Annotated in this window: 17 protein-coding genes and 1 other RNA gene; 12 read left to right on the forward strand and 6 right to left on the reverse strand. The window is 63.8% G+C overall.

Features of this window, described 5'->3' with window-relative positions:
• Positions 1-86: 86 nt before the first annotated feature.
• Complete coding sequence (locus ACIPZG_RS17855; protein ID WP_400715800.1) at positions 87-737, forward strand: gamma-glutamylcyclotransferase; 651 nt, start codon at positions 87-89, stop codon at positions 735-737.
• 64 nt (positions 738-801) lie between these two features.
• Here ACIPZG_RS17855 and ACIPZG_RS17860 read toward each other — a convergent pair whose 3' ends face one another.
• On the reverse strand, positions 802-1,779 hold the full coding sequence (locus ACIPZG_RS17860; protein ID WP_400715802.1) for an NADPH:quinone oxidoreductase family protein: 978 nt from the start codon (positions 1,777-1,779) through the stop codon (positions 802-804).
• Between the two features lie 157 nt (positions 1,780-1,936).
• On the opposite strand from ACIPZG_RS17860, the gene ACIPZG_RS17865 reads away from it, so the two are divergent.
• Positions 1,937-2,341: a flagellar basal body-associated protein FliL gene (locus ACIPZG_RS17865; RefSeq protein ID WP_400715804.1), complete on the forward strand. Its 405-nt coding sequence runs from the start codon at positions 1,937-1,939 to the stop codon at positions 2,339-2,341.
• A gap of 111 nt (positions 2,342-2,452) precedes the next feature.
• Here ACIPZG_RS17865 and ACIPZG_RS17870 read toward each other — a convergent pair whose 3' ends face one another.
• On the reverse strand, positions 2,453-2,905 hold the full coding sequence (locus ACIPZG_RS17870) for an EVE domain-containing protein (protein ID WP_400715806.1): 453 nt from the start codon (positions 2,903-2,905) through the stop codon (positions 2,453-2,455).
• 176 nt (positions 2,906-3,081) lie between these two features.
• Between ACIPZG_RS17870 and ACIPZG_RS17875 the strand changes: the two genes are divergently transcribed.
• On the forward strand, positions 3,082-3,231 hold the full coding sequence (locus tag ACIPZG_RS17875) for a hypothetical protein (protein ID WP_008099392.1): 150 nt from the start codon (positions 3,082-3,084) through the stop codon (positions 3,229-3,231).
• A gap of 20 nt (positions 3,232-3,251) precedes the next feature.
• On the opposite strand, the gene ACIPZG_RS17880 is transcribed toward ACIPZG_RS17875, so the two are convergent.
• From ACIPZG_RS17880 to ACIPZG_RS17895, 4 genes are all read right to left on the reverse strand, one after another.
• Positions 3,252-3,860: a 5-formyltetrahydrofolate cyclo-ligase gene (locus ACIPZG_RS17880; protein WP_400715808.1), complete on the reverse strand. Its 609-nt coding sequence runs from the start codon at positions 3,858-3,860 to the stop codon at positions 3,252-3,254.
• Between the two features lie 56 nt (positions 3,861-3,916).
• Positions 3,917-4,096, reverse strand: a non-coding RNA gene (gene ssrS, locus ACIPZG_RS17885) — 6S RNA.
• Positions 4,097-4,113: 17 nt separating this feature from the next.
• A complete protein-coding gene (locus tag ACIPZG_RS17890; protein WP_400715810.1) occupies positions 4,114-4,434 on the reverse strand; it encodes a cell division protein ZapA in 321 nt (106 codons plus the stop codon).
• The gene (locus ACIPZG_RS17895; RefSeq protein ID WP_043274084.1) at positions 4,431-4,613 is read right to left on the reverse strand and encodes a TIGR02449 family protein; all 183 of its coding nucleotides are present in this window, start codon (positions 4,611-4,613) and stop codon (positions 4,431-4,433) included. Before ACIPZG_RS17895 ends, ACIPZG_RS17890 begins: the two co-directional genes overlap by 4 nt.
• Before the next feature lie 182 nt (positions 4,614-4,795).
• Here ACIPZG_RS17895 and ACIPZG_RS17900 point away from each other — a divergent pair, with 182 nt between their 5' ends.
• The 9 genes from ACIPZG_RS17900 (at position 4,796) to gcvH (ending at position 14,237) form a co-directional block, all read left to right on the forward strand.
• Complete coding sequence (locus ACIPZG_RS17900; RefSeq protein ID WP_008099383.1) at positions 4,796-5,350, forward strand: YecA family protein; 555 nt, start codon at positions 4,796-4,798, stop codon at positions 5,348-5,350.
• A 22-nt stretch (positions 5,351-5,372) separates the two neighbouring features.
• Positions 5,373-6,707 (forward strand): Xaa-Pro aminopeptidase, encoded by a 1,335-nt coding sequence (gene pepP, locus ACIPZG_RS17905; RefSeq protein ID WP_400715812.1) that lies wholly within the window; start codon positions 5,373-5,375, stop codon positions 6,705-6,707.
• On the forward strand, positions 6,704-7,903 hold the full coding sequence (gene ubiH / locus ACIPZG_RS17910) for a 2-octaprenyl-6-methoxyphenyl hydroxylase (protein ID WP_400715814.1): 1,200 nt from the start codon (positions 6,704-6,706) through the stop codon (positions 7,901-7,903). The genes pepP and ubiH overlap by 4 nt, the downstream gene beginning before the upstream one ends.
• Complete coding sequence (locus ACIPZG_RS17915; protein WP_008099375.1) at positions 7,900-8,382, forward strand: DUF4442 domain-containing protein; 483 nt, start codon at positions 7,900-7,902, stop codon at positions 8,380-8,382. Before ubiH ends, ACIPZG_RS17915 begins: the two co-directional genes overlap by 4 nt.
• A gap of 9 nt (positions 8,383-8,391) precedes the next feature.
• Positions 8,392-9,609, forward strand: a complete 1,218-nt coding sequence (locus tag ACIPZG_RS17920; protein ID WP_400716119.1) for a 2-octaprenyl-3-methyl-6-methoxy-1,4-benzoquinol hydroxylase — start codon at positions 8,392-8,394, stop codon at positions 9,607-9,609.
• Between the two features lie 204 nt (positions 9,610-9,813).
• Entirely contained in the window at positions 9,814-10,815 is a 1,002-nt protein-coding gene (locus ACIPZG_RS17925; protein ID WP_400643407.1) for an extracellular solute-binding protein, read from the forward strand.
• Between the two features lie 162 nt (positions 10,816-10,977).
• Complete coding sequence (locus ACIPZG_RS17930; RefSeq protein ID WP_400715816.1) at positions 10,978-12,600, forward strand: ABC transporter permease; 1,623 nt, start codon at positions 10,978-10,980, stop codon at positions 12,598-12,600.
• A 122-nt stretch (positions 12,601-12,722) separates the two neighbouring features.
• Entirely contained in the window at positions 12,723-13,805 is a 1,083-nt protein-coding gene (gene gcvT / locus ACIPZG_RS17935) for a glycine cleavage system aminomethyltransferase GcvT (RefSeq protein ID WP_400715817.1), read from the forward strand.
• 48 nt (positions 13,806-13,853) lie between these two features.
• Positions 13,854-14,237 carry a glycine cleavage system protein GcvH gene (gene gcvH, locus ACIPZG_RS17940; RefSeq protein WP_400715819.1) on the forward strand — a complete coding sequence of 128 codons (384 nt, stop codon included), beginning with the start codon at positions 13,854-13,856 and terminating at the stop codon, positions 14,235-14,237.
• Positions 14,238-14,292 lie beyond the last annotated feature (55 nt).

Genomic DNA, 14,292 nt, shown 5'->3' on the forward strand with positions numbered 1-14,292 from the left:
ATGCACCCATGATGTGGCGGCGCAAGGCCCGCCACGCAGCGGTTCTCGCTCCATGCATAGTTCACGGGGATTAATGGCGGCAGCTTATGTCGGCACTTGAAAGTTTATCCTGGGAAGTTTCATACCCTCCGGCGCTCGATTTCGGCCAACAACTGACTCACGAGCAACTGTTCAATTCCATGCAGTCGACCATGTCGCGGCATCAGGGTGGGCCGGTGTGGTTGTTCGCTTATGGTTCGTTGATCTGGCGCCCGGAGTGTAATTCCGTGGAGCGTCAGCGGGCGCGAGTGCATGGTTATCACCGTGGGCTTTACCTGTGGTCGCACGAGCATCGTGGCACACCAGAGACGCCGGGCCTGGTATTTGGCCTGGATCGCGGCGGTTCCTGCAGCGGGTTTGCCTATCGTCTCGATGAAAGCAATCTGGACGAGTCGCTGATGGCCCTGTGGCAGCGAGAGATGCCGTACCCGGCCTATCGGCCGCATTGGCTCAGTTGCCGGTTGAGTGATGGAAGCAAGGTGCAGGCCTTGGGCTTTGTGCTGGAGCGGCATCTGCCGTGCTACGCCGGCAACCTGCCGGATGCCCTGCTCCGCCAGATTCTGGCCAGCGCCAAGGGGCGGTATGGCACCACCCGCGACTATGTCGAACAGACGTTGAATGCGCTGCGCAGCCACCAGATGCCGGATCGCAACCTGGAAGCGCGGTTCAGGCGCTGCCATAACTTGCGCGAGGTTTGATTCAGCCTGTTCCGGCCCTATCGCCGGCTTGCCGGCGATAGGGCCCGCGTGAACAACCTCAGCCCTACCTCGCCAGCACCACCAACTTACCCACAGCCTTACGCTGTCCCAGCTGTTCGATAGCTGCCCCCGCCTCAGCCAGTGGATAAGTCTTCGACACCAGTGGCTTGAGCTTGCCCTCGGCATGCCAGGCAAACAGTTGCCTGAAGTTGGCCGCGTTATCCTGCGGCTGGCGCTGTGCAAACGCGCCCCAGAACACCCCTAGCACCGCAGCGCCCTTGAGCAGCACCAGGTTTGCTGCCATCTTCGGGATCGTCCCGCTGGCAAACCCGACCACCAGCAACCGGCCATTCCACGCCAGACCGCGCACTGCCTGGTCGAACAGCTCACCACCGACCGGGTCGTAGATCACATCCACACCTTGGCCACCGGTCAGGCGCTTGATTTCGTCCTTGAGGCTGGCCTGACTGTAGTCGATCAGTTCGTCGGCGCCCGCCGCCCTGGCCACGGCAAGTTTTTCTGCGCTACTGGCTGCGGCAATGACCTTGGCGCCCATCGCCTTGCCGATCTCCACCGCCGCCAGCCCAACGCCGCCGGATGCACCCAGCACCAGCAGGGTTTCTCCAGGCTGAAGCTGGCCACGCTGGCGGAGCGCATGCATCGAAGTCCCATAGGTCATGCCGAAGGCGGCAGCGGTGGGGAAGTCCATGCTCGCGGGGATCGGCAGCACGTTGTAGAACGGCACCGCCACCTGTTCGGCGAACGCTCCCCAACCGGTCAGGGCCATTACCCGGTCACCCACCTTGAAGGTCCCGGCCTTGTCACCGACCGCGGCGACCACCCCTGCGGCCTCGCCCCCTGGCGAAAACGGCAACGGCGGCTGGAACTGGTATTTGCCTTCGATGATCAAGGTGTCGGGGAAGTTGACCCCGGCTGCCTGGACGTCGAGCAGGACCTCGTTGATCTTCGGCACCGGGCTGGCCACCTCTTCCAGAACCAGGTTGCGTGCCGGACCCAGGGTTTTGCACAACACAGCTTTCATCGGGGCTATTCCTTTGCGTGTAGTGGCCGATAAGTGTAGGAGGGTCGTTTGCCGGGTCAACGAGCATGCCCCGCCTTGATGGCCCGGCATAAGACCAGGCTTGGGTTTCAGAGGTGTGCTGGGTAAGCTGGCGCCAATCGTGTTGAGGAGCGAATTCGTGAAAGCGTGGATGTTGATGGTGCTGGCCCTGATGCTGCCGGCGGCGGCGATGGCCGAGGAAGCCAAAGAAGGAGCGCCCAAGGTCTCCTACATCAGCCTGAGCCCGCCCTTTGTCGGCAATTACGCCCTCGATGGCGGTCCTAGACTGCGGGTGTACAAGGCCGACGTGGCCCTGCGTGTGACTGGCGATATCGCCGCCGCGGCGGTGAAGCACCACGAACCGCTGATTCGCAATCAGCTGGTGGCACTGTTTGCCCAGCAATCCGTGGATAACCTGAGCAACGTCGATGCCAAGGAGAAGCTGCGCCAGGAAGCGTTGAAGCAGGTGCAGCAGGTGATGGAGGCGGAAGAGGGCAAGCCGATTGTCGAGGATCTGCTGTTCAATAACCTGATTGTGCAGTGATGATTTTTTGAAGCGTTCGCCACAAGCATTGCGGTGCGATTGAGATCGAGCGCCGCGCGGGCGGCGCTCGATCGCAAGAACGCTAAAGATCTCCAGCCAGGCCAATCCCATTCAACTCGCCAACGCAATGATCGCCGCCCACTGCTCCTCGGTGACCGGCATCACGGACAACCGTGTCCCCTTCTGCACCAGCGGCAGCTCCGCCAGCGCACTCTGCTGCTTGAGCAGCCCCAACCCCAGCACCTGCCTGAACGTCTTCACATGCGCCACATCCACCGCGCTCCACGGGTTCTTCTCAGGGGTGGCCTTGGCGTCGTGATAGTGGCTCTCGGGGTCCAGCGCAGTAGGGTCGGGATAAGCGGCTGCAGTGATCCGGGCTATTCCGGCAATGCCCGGTTGCGGGCAGCTGGAGTGGTAGAAAAAGAACGCGTCACCGACGCTCATGGCCCGCAGGAAATTACGTGCCTGGTAGTTGCGCACGCCATCCCAACGCGCCTCGCCCAGGCGGCCCAACCCTTCGATCGACAGTTCGTCGGGCTCGGATTTCATCAGCCAATAGGCCATGGATACTGCTCCTGAAAAGGTTTGAAATAACCTGTTGCACGAAACCGACAGCCGGTTGGCGTCAACGTTTGCGTGTCGACTCAGGTTGTCGGAGAATGCGCCGATTTTAAAGCTAGAAGCTCCGGGGACTCCAAGAAAGTCGCCGAGCCTGACAGTGCCTAGGGGGGCATGCTTCGATGAACCAACGCAAACCGGATCTGCTGTGGATTCTGGTCTTCATCTTTGGCCTTGGCGTGGTCACCACCGGTTATGCCCAGGGCATCCTGGAGCGCAAGCTGGACATTGCCTACCAGACCCCGGTCGACGCCGGCCAGCCGCAGCGCTGATCCCCCGCCGCTGACGCCGCTCAGTTCGGCGCCAGGTACCAGCCACGGTCCGAGACCGTGCCTTGCAAAGGTACATCCCAACTGGCCTGCGCCAGTCGTTCGACCTTCTGGCATTCATGGGCCAGCCCCAGCAACAAGGGTTTCTTCCACGCCTTGCGGCGCGACTGGTAGGCCAGGCTGCGGTCGTAGAAGCCGCCGCCCATGCCCAGCCGCCCACCCACTTCATCGAAGCCGACCAACGGCAGCAGGATCAGGTCCAGTGACCAGATCGGCCGCTGGCGCTTGCGGTCGGTTATCGGTTCGGGAATACGGAAGCGGTTGCGCTTGAGTTTTTCACCCTGTTCGAAGCGCTGGAACACCATGCGGGTCCGCGGCCAGGCGTGCAGTACCGGCAGGTACGTGCGTTTGCCCCGGCGCTGGGCCTCGCGCAGCAGTAACTGCGGGTCGATTTCACCGTCGTTGGGCAGGTACAGGGCGATATGGCGGGCGCGCCGGAACAGCGGGTGCTGGGCCAATTGGCGATACAGGCCAAGCGAGGCCTGGCGCTGCTGGGCAGGGGTGAGTGCGCGGCGGGCATTGCGAAGCAGACGACGAAGCTGGGGGCGGGTAAGCGGCTCAGTTTCAGTCATGGCACTGGCGGTCCCAGGTGTCGGATTGCCTGCCGAGCCGGCAGGCAAAGGAAATCAGGCTCCCCGATAAGACCGCTATCGGTGTAGCCCTTGAACCCGAAAGTTCAAGGTGGAGATTGCAGGGGGCGTTAAGGCTTTCCGTCGGGCGGACATGCACACCGGCCCCAGCGTGCAACCCCCGTGGTTGTGCGTATCGGCTCAGGGACATAACCGACTGGCGCATCCCCCAGGGAGTGGCGCCAGTATACCAATCTCAGCCGATTTTGGTATCCGCATCGTCGGACAATGCCTTGTCGACGCGATCGAGCAGGTCGCGTACCTGTTCGCGGGTGGTGCCGCCAGCAGGAGCGTCGTTTCGATCTTCCTGGCGGTGCAGCATCTCGTGGGTGATGTTCAACGCGGCCATGACTGCAATACGGTCGGCGCCAATCACCTTGCCGCTGCTGCGGATCTCACGCATCTTGCCATCCAGGTAGCGCGCGGCGCTGACCAGGTTGTTGCGCTCTTCCGGCGGGCAGATGATCGAGTATTCCTTGTCGAGGATCTGCACGGTGACGCTATTGCTTGAACTCATGAGTCTTGCTCCAGGGCCTTCAGGCGTAAAATCATCGACTCGACCTTGCGCTTGGCGATTTCGTTCTTTTCGATGAGGTGCGCGCGCTCCTCGCGCCAGGATTTTTCCTGAGCTATTAGGAGTGCATTTTGCCGTTTTAGTTGCTCGACACGTTCGATCAGCAACTCGAACCGGCTCATCAGCGCCTGCAGGTCGTTCTCTTGCGTGGGTTGCACTCGATTCGCTCCGTCGTTGAATCACCCTGCGATGATGCCTCTCCCTGTACGGCGACGGCCAGTGCCGATGGTCTTGGCGCGCCTGCCGATGCTAGGATACAAGGTCTTCATTCTAGTCAAATGCGCCGTCTGGCGCCTAGCCGACCATGCCTAATACCCAATCGCCCTACACTGCATTCGCCGCACTGCTCTCGAGCAACGGCCACCCTGTTTCCCCTGCCGAGCTGCATGGCCTGCTGATTGGCCGCAGCTGCGCCGGTGCCGGCTTCGACCCCGACTCCTGGCTGGCCGACGCCGCCGGTGTGCTGGAGAACGAGCCGCAAGACACGGTTCGCGCAGCCCTGATCGGCCTGCAGGAAATGGTCAAAGCCGAGCTTACCGGCGAAGACATCGCCATCGTCCTGCTGCTGCCGGGCGACGAAACCTCGCTGACCGACCGCGCCACGGCGCTGGGCCAATGGTGCCAGGGCTTCATCACCGGCTTCGGGCTGAACGCCGGCGGCAAGGACCTGTCCACCGATGCCAAGGAAGTGCTCCAGGACCTGGTGGCCATTTCCCAGGTCCAGGAAGCCCTGGAAGAGTCCGAAGACGGCGAGAGCGACTACATGGAAGTCATGGAATACCTGCGTGTCGCGCCGCTGCTGCTGTTCACGGAACTGGCCGCACCCGCCGCGCCTGCGCCAAAACCATCGCTGCACTGATCAACCGGGGGTAGTTCTGCCCATGAGCCACATACCCAAGGCCGAGTATGCCCGTCGGCGCAAGGCGCTGATGGCACAGATGGTCCCCAACAGCATTGCCATTCTGCCGGCGGCCGCGGTTGCCATCCGCAACCGCGACGTCGAGCACGTGTACCGTCAGGACAGCGACTTCCAGTACCTCAGCGGCTTCCCGGAGCCGGAGGCGGTGATCGCGCTGATCCCAGGGCGCGAGCATGGCGAATACGTGCTGTTCTGCCGCGAGCGCAACCCCGAGCGCGAGCAATGGGACGGCCTGCGCGCCGGGCAGGAAGGCGCGGTCCGTGACTTCGGCGCGGACGATGCCTTTCCGATCACCGACATCGACGAGATCCTCCCCGGCCTGATCGAAGGCCGCGAGCGGGTCTACAGCGCCATGGGCAGCAACGCCGAGTTCGACCGTCGGTTGATGGACTGGATCAACGTGATCCGCTCCAAGGCCCGCCTCGGCGCCCAGCCGCCGAACGAGTTCGTTGCGCTGGATCACCTGCTGCACGACATGCGCCTGTATAAATCGGCGACGGAAGTGAAGGTGATGCGTGCTGCGGCGGCGATTTCCGCCCGGGCTCATGTGCGGGCCATGCAGGCCTGCCGGCCAGGGCTGCATGAATACAGCCTGGAAGCCGAGCTGGACTACGAGTTCCGCAAGGGCGGGGCGAAGATGCCTGCCTACGGCTCGATCGTCGCCGCCGGTCGCAATGGCTGCATCCTGCACTACCAGGAAAACGACGCACCGCTCAAGGACGGCGACCTGGTGCTGATCGATGCCGGCTGCGAGATCGACTGCTATGCCAGTGACATCACCCGCACCTTCCCGGTCAGCGGGCGCTTTTCGCCGGAGCAGAAGGCCATCTACGAGCTGGTACTCAAAGCCCAGCACGCCGCCTTCGCCGAGATCGCACCGGGCAAGCACTGGAACCACGCCCACGAGGCCACCGTGCGGGTCATCACCGAGGGCCTGGTTGAACTGGGGCTGCTCAAGGGTGAAGTGCAGGCGCTGATCGACAGTGAGGCCTACCGGGCCTTCTACATGCACCGTGCCGGACACTGGCTGGGCATGGATGTGCACGATGTCGGTGAATACAAGGTGGGCGGCCAGTGGCGCGTGCTGGAGCCCGGCATGGCGCTGACCGTCGAGCCAGGCATCTACATTGCCGCCGACAACCAGAATGTCGCGAAGAAATGGCGTGGCATCGGCGTAAGGATCGAGGACGACGTGGTGGTGACCAGGCAAGGTTGTGAAATTCTGACCTCGGGCGTGCCCAGCACGGTCGCCGAGATCGAGGCGCTGATGCAGGCAGCCCGTAAGGACGCAGCATGAATCGGGTCAACCTGGCGATCATCGGCGGCGGGCTGGTGGGCGCGAGCCTCGCGCTGGCGCTGCAGGCCGGAGCCAAGGCACGTGGCTGGAAAATCGTGCTGATCGAACCCTTCGCGCCTGGCGACAGCTTCCAGCCGAGCTACGACGCACGCTCGTCGGCGCTGTCGTTCGGAACTCAGCAGATCTATCAGCACCTTGGCCTTTGGCAAGCGATCAGCCCGCGTGCCGAGCCGATCCGGCAAATTCATGTGTCCGACCGTGGACGCTTTGGCGCCACGCGCCTCGACGCGCAGGAAGAAGGCGTGCCGGCACTGGGCTACGTGGTCGAGAACGCCTGGCTTGGCCAGTGCCTGTGGCAAGGGCTGGACCGAGAAGTGGTGAGCTGGCGCTGCCCGGCCGAAGTGCGGGCGATGCAGGCCATCGAAGGCGGCTACCGGCTGCAGCTGGAAGACGACACCCGCCTGGAATGCGATTTGGCGGTGCTGGCCGATGGTGGCCGCTCCGATCTGCGCGAACAACTGGGCATCCACGTGCGCCGCACGCCGTATGAACAAAGTGCGCTGATCGCCAATATCTCCCCAGGCGAAGCGCACGGCGGCCAGGCCTTCGAACGCTTTACCGAGCAGGGCCCCATGGCCCTGTTGCCGTTGCCGGAAAACCGCTGCGCATTGGTCTGGACGCGGCAGGGGATGGATGCCCGTCGCCTGGCGGAAATCGACGAGCGCAGCTTCCTGCGCGAGTTGCAGGATGCCTTCGGCTACCGCCTTGGCGCGTTGCGCCAGGTCGGCGCGCGGCACCTCTATCCGCTGGCGCTGGTCGAAGCACAGGAGCAGGTACGCCCGCACCTGGTGGTGCTGGGCAATGCCGCGCACAGCCTGCACCCGATCGCCGGGCAGGGCTTCAACCTGTCGCTGCGCGACGTGCAGTCGCTGGCCGACGCGCTGTTGGCGGGTCCCCAGCAGCCAGGCGACCTGGCGACCTTGCTGGCCTATCATCAACGCCAGCGGCTCGACCAGGCCCTGACCATCGGCTTTTCCGACCAGGTCACTCGCCTGTTCGGCAGCAATCAGCCTTTGCTTGCGGCTGGACGCAACATCGGTCTGCTCGGCCTCGACCTGCTGCCACCGGCAAAAAGCTGGTTCGCCCGCCAGGCCATGGGCCTGGGCACCCGCCCCGATCCGCGGGGCCAGGCATGAGCGACCCGCGCAGGCTGGCGCGCCGGGCGCGCATGTTGCGCTGGCTGCTGAACCTCTACCCGCCGTACCTCGGTGCCGGTATCCGCATCCAGCACATCAGCCCGGACATGCGCAGCGTCAAGGTATGCATGAAGCTCACCCGCTGGAACCGCAACTATGTCGGTACCCAGTTCGGCGGCAGTCTGTATTCCATGGTCGACCCGTTCTACATGCTGCTGCTGATCGAGCAGCTGGGCCGTGAATACATTGTCTGGGACAAGGCCGCCAGCATCGACTTCATCACCCCAGGCAAGGGCCCGGTGTATGCCGAATTCCATGTCGATGACGCGCTGCTTGAGGAAATCCGCCAGCAGACCGCCAGTGGCAAGAAGTACCTGCCACATTTGCAGGTCGATATCCGCGACGGCACCGGTGAGCTGGTGGCGCGGGTCGATAAAACCCTATACGTGCGGCTCAAGCCGCAAGCGAGGCAGGCGTAAGGCATGGAAATGCGCGCAGATCTGTTGATTGTCGGTGCCGGTATGGTCGGCAGCGCCCTGGCCCTGGCCTTGCGCCATAGCGGCCTGGAAATCCTCCTGCTCGATGGCGGCTCGCTGTCGGTCAAACCGTTCGATGGCAACGCGCCGTTCGAGCCCCGGGTCAGTGCCCTGTCGGCCGCCAGCCAGCGCATCCTGGAGCGCCTGGGCGCCTGGGAAGGTATCGCCAAGCGGCGTGTCGCACCCTATACCGACATGCATGTGTGGGACGGCAGTGGCACCGGGCAGATTCATTTCTCGGCTGCCAGCGTGCATGCCCAGACGCTGGGCCACATCGTCGAGAACCGGGTGGTGCAGGACGGCCTGCTGGACCGCCTGCACGACAGCGACATCGGCCTGCTGCCCAATGCCCGTCTGGAGCAACTGCGTCGTTCTGGCGACGAGTGGCTGCTGACCCTGGCCGATGGGCGCCACCTGCGTGCGCCGCTGGTGGTGGCCGCCGATGGCGCCAATTCGGCGGTGCGGCGCCTGGCCGGTTGCGAAACCCGCGAATGGGACTATCTGCACCACGCCATCGTCACCAGTGTGCGCTGCAGCGCCTCACACCAGGGCACCGCCTGGCAGCGCTTCACCGATGAGGGGCCGCTGGCGTTCCTGCCCTTGCTGCGTGACGGCAAGCAGGACTGGTGCTCGATCGTCTGGTCGACCACGCCGGAGCAGGCCGAGCAGCTCATGGAGATGCCTGACGATGTCTTCCGCAAGACCCTGGAACGCGCTTTCGAAGGGCGCTTGGGCGACGTGCTGGAGGCCGACCCGCGTGTCTGCGTACCGCTGCGTCAGCGCCACGCCAAGCGCTATGTGGATGAGGGGCTGGCACTGATCGGCGATGCCGCGCACACCATCCACCCCTTGGCAGGGCAAGGCGTCAATCTGGGCTTCCTCGATGCCGCCGTGCTGGCCGAAGTGCTGGTGAATGCCTGTGAGCGTGGCGAGCGCCTGGCGGATGTGAAGGTGCTCAGCCGTTACGAGCGACGGCGCATGCCGCATAACCTGGCGCTGATGGCGGCGATGGAAGGTTTCGAGCGGTTGTTCCAGGCCAATCCGCTGCCGTTGCGCTGGTTGCGCAACAGTGGGTTGAAGTTGGTGGAGCAGATGCCGGAGGCCAAGGCGGTGTTTGTGCGTCAGGCGCTTGGGTTGAGTGGGGATCTTCCGGATTTGGCCAAGGCCTGAGATGGCTGGGGCCGCTTTGCGGCCCTTTCGCGACACAAGGCCGCTCCTACACGAACGTGTTGTCCCTTGTAGGAGCGGCCTTGTGTCGCGAAAGGACTGCGAAGCAGTCCCAGCCTGCAACATCCGGTAACGGCTGGGTAGGTGAGCCAGAAAATGGGATTAACTACCATTTGCGCCTCTCATACGATCCAAGGAGTGCTTCCCATGTTGCCACGCAAGCCCCTACTGGCCGCCCTGGCCCTGACCTTGTTCGGCGGCGCCGCCCAGGCGGCGGACGAAGTGGTGGTGTACTCCTCGCGCATCGACGAGCTGATCAAGCCCGTGTTCGATGCCTACACCGCCGAAACCGGGGTCAAGATCAAGTTCATCACCGACAAGGAAGCCCCCCTGATGCAGCGCATCAAGGCCGAGGGCGAGAACGGTGTGGCCGACCTGTTGCTGACCGTCGATGCCGGCAACCTCTGGCAGGCCGAGCAGATGGGTATTCTGCAGCCGATCAAGTCGCCGATCATCGACCAGAACATCCCACCACAGTACCGCGCCTCGTCCCATGACTGGACCGGCTTGAGCCTGCGTGCACGCACCATCATCTACTCCACCGATCGGGTCAAACCCGAGGAACTGACCACCTACGAAGCCTTGGCCGACAAGCAGTGGGAAGGCCGCCTTTGCCTGCGCACGGCGAAGAAAGTCTACAACCAGTCGCTGACCGCCACGCTGATCGAGAACCACGGCGAGGCTGAGGCCGAAAAGATCGTCAAAGGTTGGGTCAACAACCTGTCCACCGACGTGTTCTCGGACGACAACGCGGTGATCCAGGCCATCGAGGCGGGCCAGTGCGATGTGGGCGTGGTCAACACCTACTACTACGGCCGTATGCACAACCAGAACCCGAAACTGCCGGTGAAGATCTTCTGGCCGAACCAGGGCGACCGCGGGGTGCACGTCAACCTGTCGGGTATCGGCCTGACCAAGCATGCACCGCACCCTGAAGCAGCGAAGAAGCTGGTGGAATGGATGACCGGCGAGAAAGCGCAGAAGCTGTTCGCCGACATCAACCAGGAATTCCCGGCCAACCCGAAGGTCAAGCCTTCGGAGGAAGTGGCGGCCTGGGGGAGCTTCAAGGCAGACAGCATTCCGGTCGAGGTGGCTGGCAAGCGTCAGGCCGAGGCCATTCGTTTGATGGACCGGGCTGGCTGGAACTAAGCACCAGGCCTTATCCTTCTGGGGTCTGTTAGGGCCCAATCGCCGGCAAGCCGGCTCCCACAGGTACTGTGAAACCCTCGCGGGCGGCACCGACCCCTGTAGGAGCGGGCTTGCCCGCGATCGACCGCGTAGCGGTCGCCATCGCAACCGAGATTCTTGACCTTGCCCCACGCCCCCCAACGCCGCTGGTATCTCCCGGTCTCCCTGATCGCCGCCCTGGTGCTCCTGCCCCTGAGCGTCCTGCTGCTGGCCTGGCAATCGATCGACCTGCAAATCTGGTCGCACCTGCTCGACACCCAGATGAGCCGCCTGCTGGGCAACACCGTCACCCTGGTGCTGGGCGTGGGCGTGGGTGTCACCGTGCTCGGTGTCAGCCTGGCCTGGCTTACCAGCCTTTGCGAATTCCCCGGCAGGCGCTGGCTGGACTGGGCGCTGATGCTGCCCTTCGCGATACCCGCCTACGTCCTGGCCTTCGTCTTCGTCGGCCTGCTCGACTTCGCCGGCCCCGTGCAAAGCGCCTTGCGCGAAGTGTTCGGGCCGATGCGCCTGCCGCGGGTGCGTTCGACGGGGGGCGTGATCACCGTGTTGGTGCTGGTGTTCTACCCCTATGTCTATCTGCTCGCACGCACGGCGTTCCTGGCTCAGGGCAAGGGCCTGATGGAAGCCGCGCGGGTACTGGGCTTGTCGCCACTGCAGGCGTTCTGGCGGGTGGCCTTGCCCATGGCACGGCCGGCTATTGGCGCAGGCATCGCCCTGGCCCTGATGGAGACCCTGGCGGATTTCGGTGCGGTGGCGGTCTTCAATTTCGATACCTTCACCACTGCCATCTACAAGACCTGGTACGGCTTCTTCAGCCTGTCCAGCGCGGCCCAGCTGGCCAGCCTGTTGCTGTTGGCGGTGATGTTGGTGCTGTACGGCGAACGCCGAGCACGGGGCGCAACCCGCACCGGCAACGAGCGGCCCCGCGGGCAGGCGCTGTACCACTTGCGAGGCATCAAGGCGCTGCTGGCCAGCGGTTGGTGCCTTCTGGTGTTTGCCTGTGCCTTCGTCATTCCGCTGCTGCAATTGCTGGTGTGGTTCTGGCAGCGTGGGCGGCATGACCTGGATGAACGTTATGTCGGACTGGTGCTGCACACCCTGTACCTGGGTGGCATGGCCGCGCTGATCACGGTGTGCGTGGCGTTGCTGCTGGCCTTCGCGCGTCGCCAGGCGCCGACGGGCGGTATACGTGCCGGGGTTGGCCTGGCCAATCTGGGGTACGCATTGCCCGGTTCGGTCTTGGCGGTTTCGATCATGCTGGCGTTCAGCTACCTCGATAATCACCTGGTGATTCCGCTCTCGACATGGCTGGGCGGGGCGGGCAAGCCGCTGCTGCTGGGCAGCCTGGCAGCCCTGCTGCTGGCCTACCTGGTGCGCTTCATCGCCGTGGCTTACGGGCCGCTGGAAAGCGGCCTGGAACGCATCCGCCCGTCGTTGCCCGAGGCCTCGCGAAGCCTGGGTGTCGGTGGCGCGAGATTATTTTTCAAGGTGTATCTGCCACTGCTGGTGCCGGGTGCCCTCAGCGCTGCGCTGCTGGTTTTCGTCGACGTGCTCAAGGAGATGCCCGCCACCTTGCTGATGCGCCCGTTCGGCTGGGACACCTTGGCGGTACGGGTGTTCGAGATGACCAGCGAAGGCGAGTGGGCGCGCGCGTCATTGCCTGCCTTGACCCTGGTGCTGGTGGGCCTGCTGCCGGTCATCGGCCTGATTCGCCGTTCTGCCCGGCGCCCCGGTCACACTCACTGAGGATGCCAGCCCGCGCCCTTGCGGCTACAATGCGCGGCATTCGCGCGGCGGGTCCTACAAGAAGAGCTGACGATCAAACGTCAACAACCGCCGCCGCTTCGCCACGCCCGGAAGGAGAACCCATGGGACAGCGCACGCTCTTGTACGACTTGCACCTGGCGCTAGGCGCCAAGACGGTCGATTTCGGTGGCTGGGACATGCCCCTGCACTATGGCTCGCAGGTCGAGGAGCACCATCAGGTGCGCAGCGACTGTGGGGTGTTCGATGTTTCCCATATGACCGTGATCGACGTCGCTGGCCTTGATGCCACCGCTTGGTTGCAGCGGTTGCTGGCCAACGATGTCGCCCGCCTGGACGCTATCGGCAAGGCGCTGTACAGCCCATTGCTCAACGAAGCGGGCGGGGTCATCGATGACCTGCTCGCCTATCGCACCGAAAATGGCTATCGCCTGGTCACCAATGCGTCAACCCGGGCCAAGGTCGTGGCTTGGCTGGAGACCCAGCAAAGCGGGTTCGCTGTCGATTTCAAGGTGCGCCCTGATCTGGCCATTCTCGCCATTCAAGGTCCACAGGCCCGGGACAAGGTCGCCGCCTTGCTCAGCGCATCGCGCGCCGCGCTGATTCGCGAGCTGCGCCCGTTCGAAGGTGTTGCCGAAGGCGACTGGTTCATTGCGCGCACGGGTTATACCGGTGAGGACGGCCTGGAGATCATTCTGCCGGGCTGTGAGGCCGTCGCCTTCTACAACGACCTGGTCGGTGCCGGTATCGCCCCCAGTGGCCTGGGTGCCCGCGACACATTGCGCCTGGAAGCCGGCATGAACCTGTACGGCCAGGACATCGACGAAAGCCACACCCCACTCACGTCCAACCTGGGTTGGTGCATCGCCTGGGAACCTGCCGAGCGCGACTTCATTGGCCGTGCCGGCCTGCTGGCGGAAATCGAGCGTGGCGTGCAGGACAAACTGGTCGGCCTGGTACTGGAAGAGCGCGGTGTTCTGCGTGCCCATCAGGTCGTTCGCGTTGGCGGCATTGGCGAAGGGGAGATCACCAGTGGTAGTTTCTCTCCTACGCTGAGCAAGTCCATTGCCCTGGCCCGCGTACCCATGGCCACCGGCGACCGTGCCGAGGTCGAGATTCGCGGCAAGTGGTACCCGGTGCGGGTGGTCAAACCGACCTTCGTGCGCCACGGCAAGATTCTCATCTGAACAATCAACGGCGGGCCGAACCGCTGACCCAATCGAGGAATACAAGACATGAGCAATATCCCCGCCGATCTGCGTTTTGCCGAAAGCCACGAGTGGGCGCGCCTGGAATCCGATGGCAGCGTGACCGTGGGCATCAGCGACCACGCCCAGGAAGCCCTGGGTGACGTGGTGTTCGTCGAGCTGGCCGAAGTCGGCAAAACCTTTGCAGCTGGCGATGCGGCGGGTGTGGTCGAGTCGGTCAAGGCTGCTTCCGACATCTACGCCCCGATCGGTGGCGAAGTGATCGCGGTCAACGAAGCGCTGGCCGACAGCCCGGAGATGCTCAACGAAGAACCCTACGGCGCTTGGATCTTCAAGCTCAAGCCGAGCAACCCGGCGGAGCTGGACAAGCTGCTGGATGCTGCGGGTTACCAAGCCGCTATCGGCGAATAAGCCTCTGGCCTCATCGCCGGCAAGCCGGCTCCCACAAGGACCGCAGCGAACCCTG

The organism is Pseudomonas sp. NPDC089395, assembly GCF_044749525.1.
Lineage (GTDB): Bacteria > Pseudomonadota > Gammaproteobacteria > Pseudomonadales > Pseudomonadaceae > Aquipseudomonas.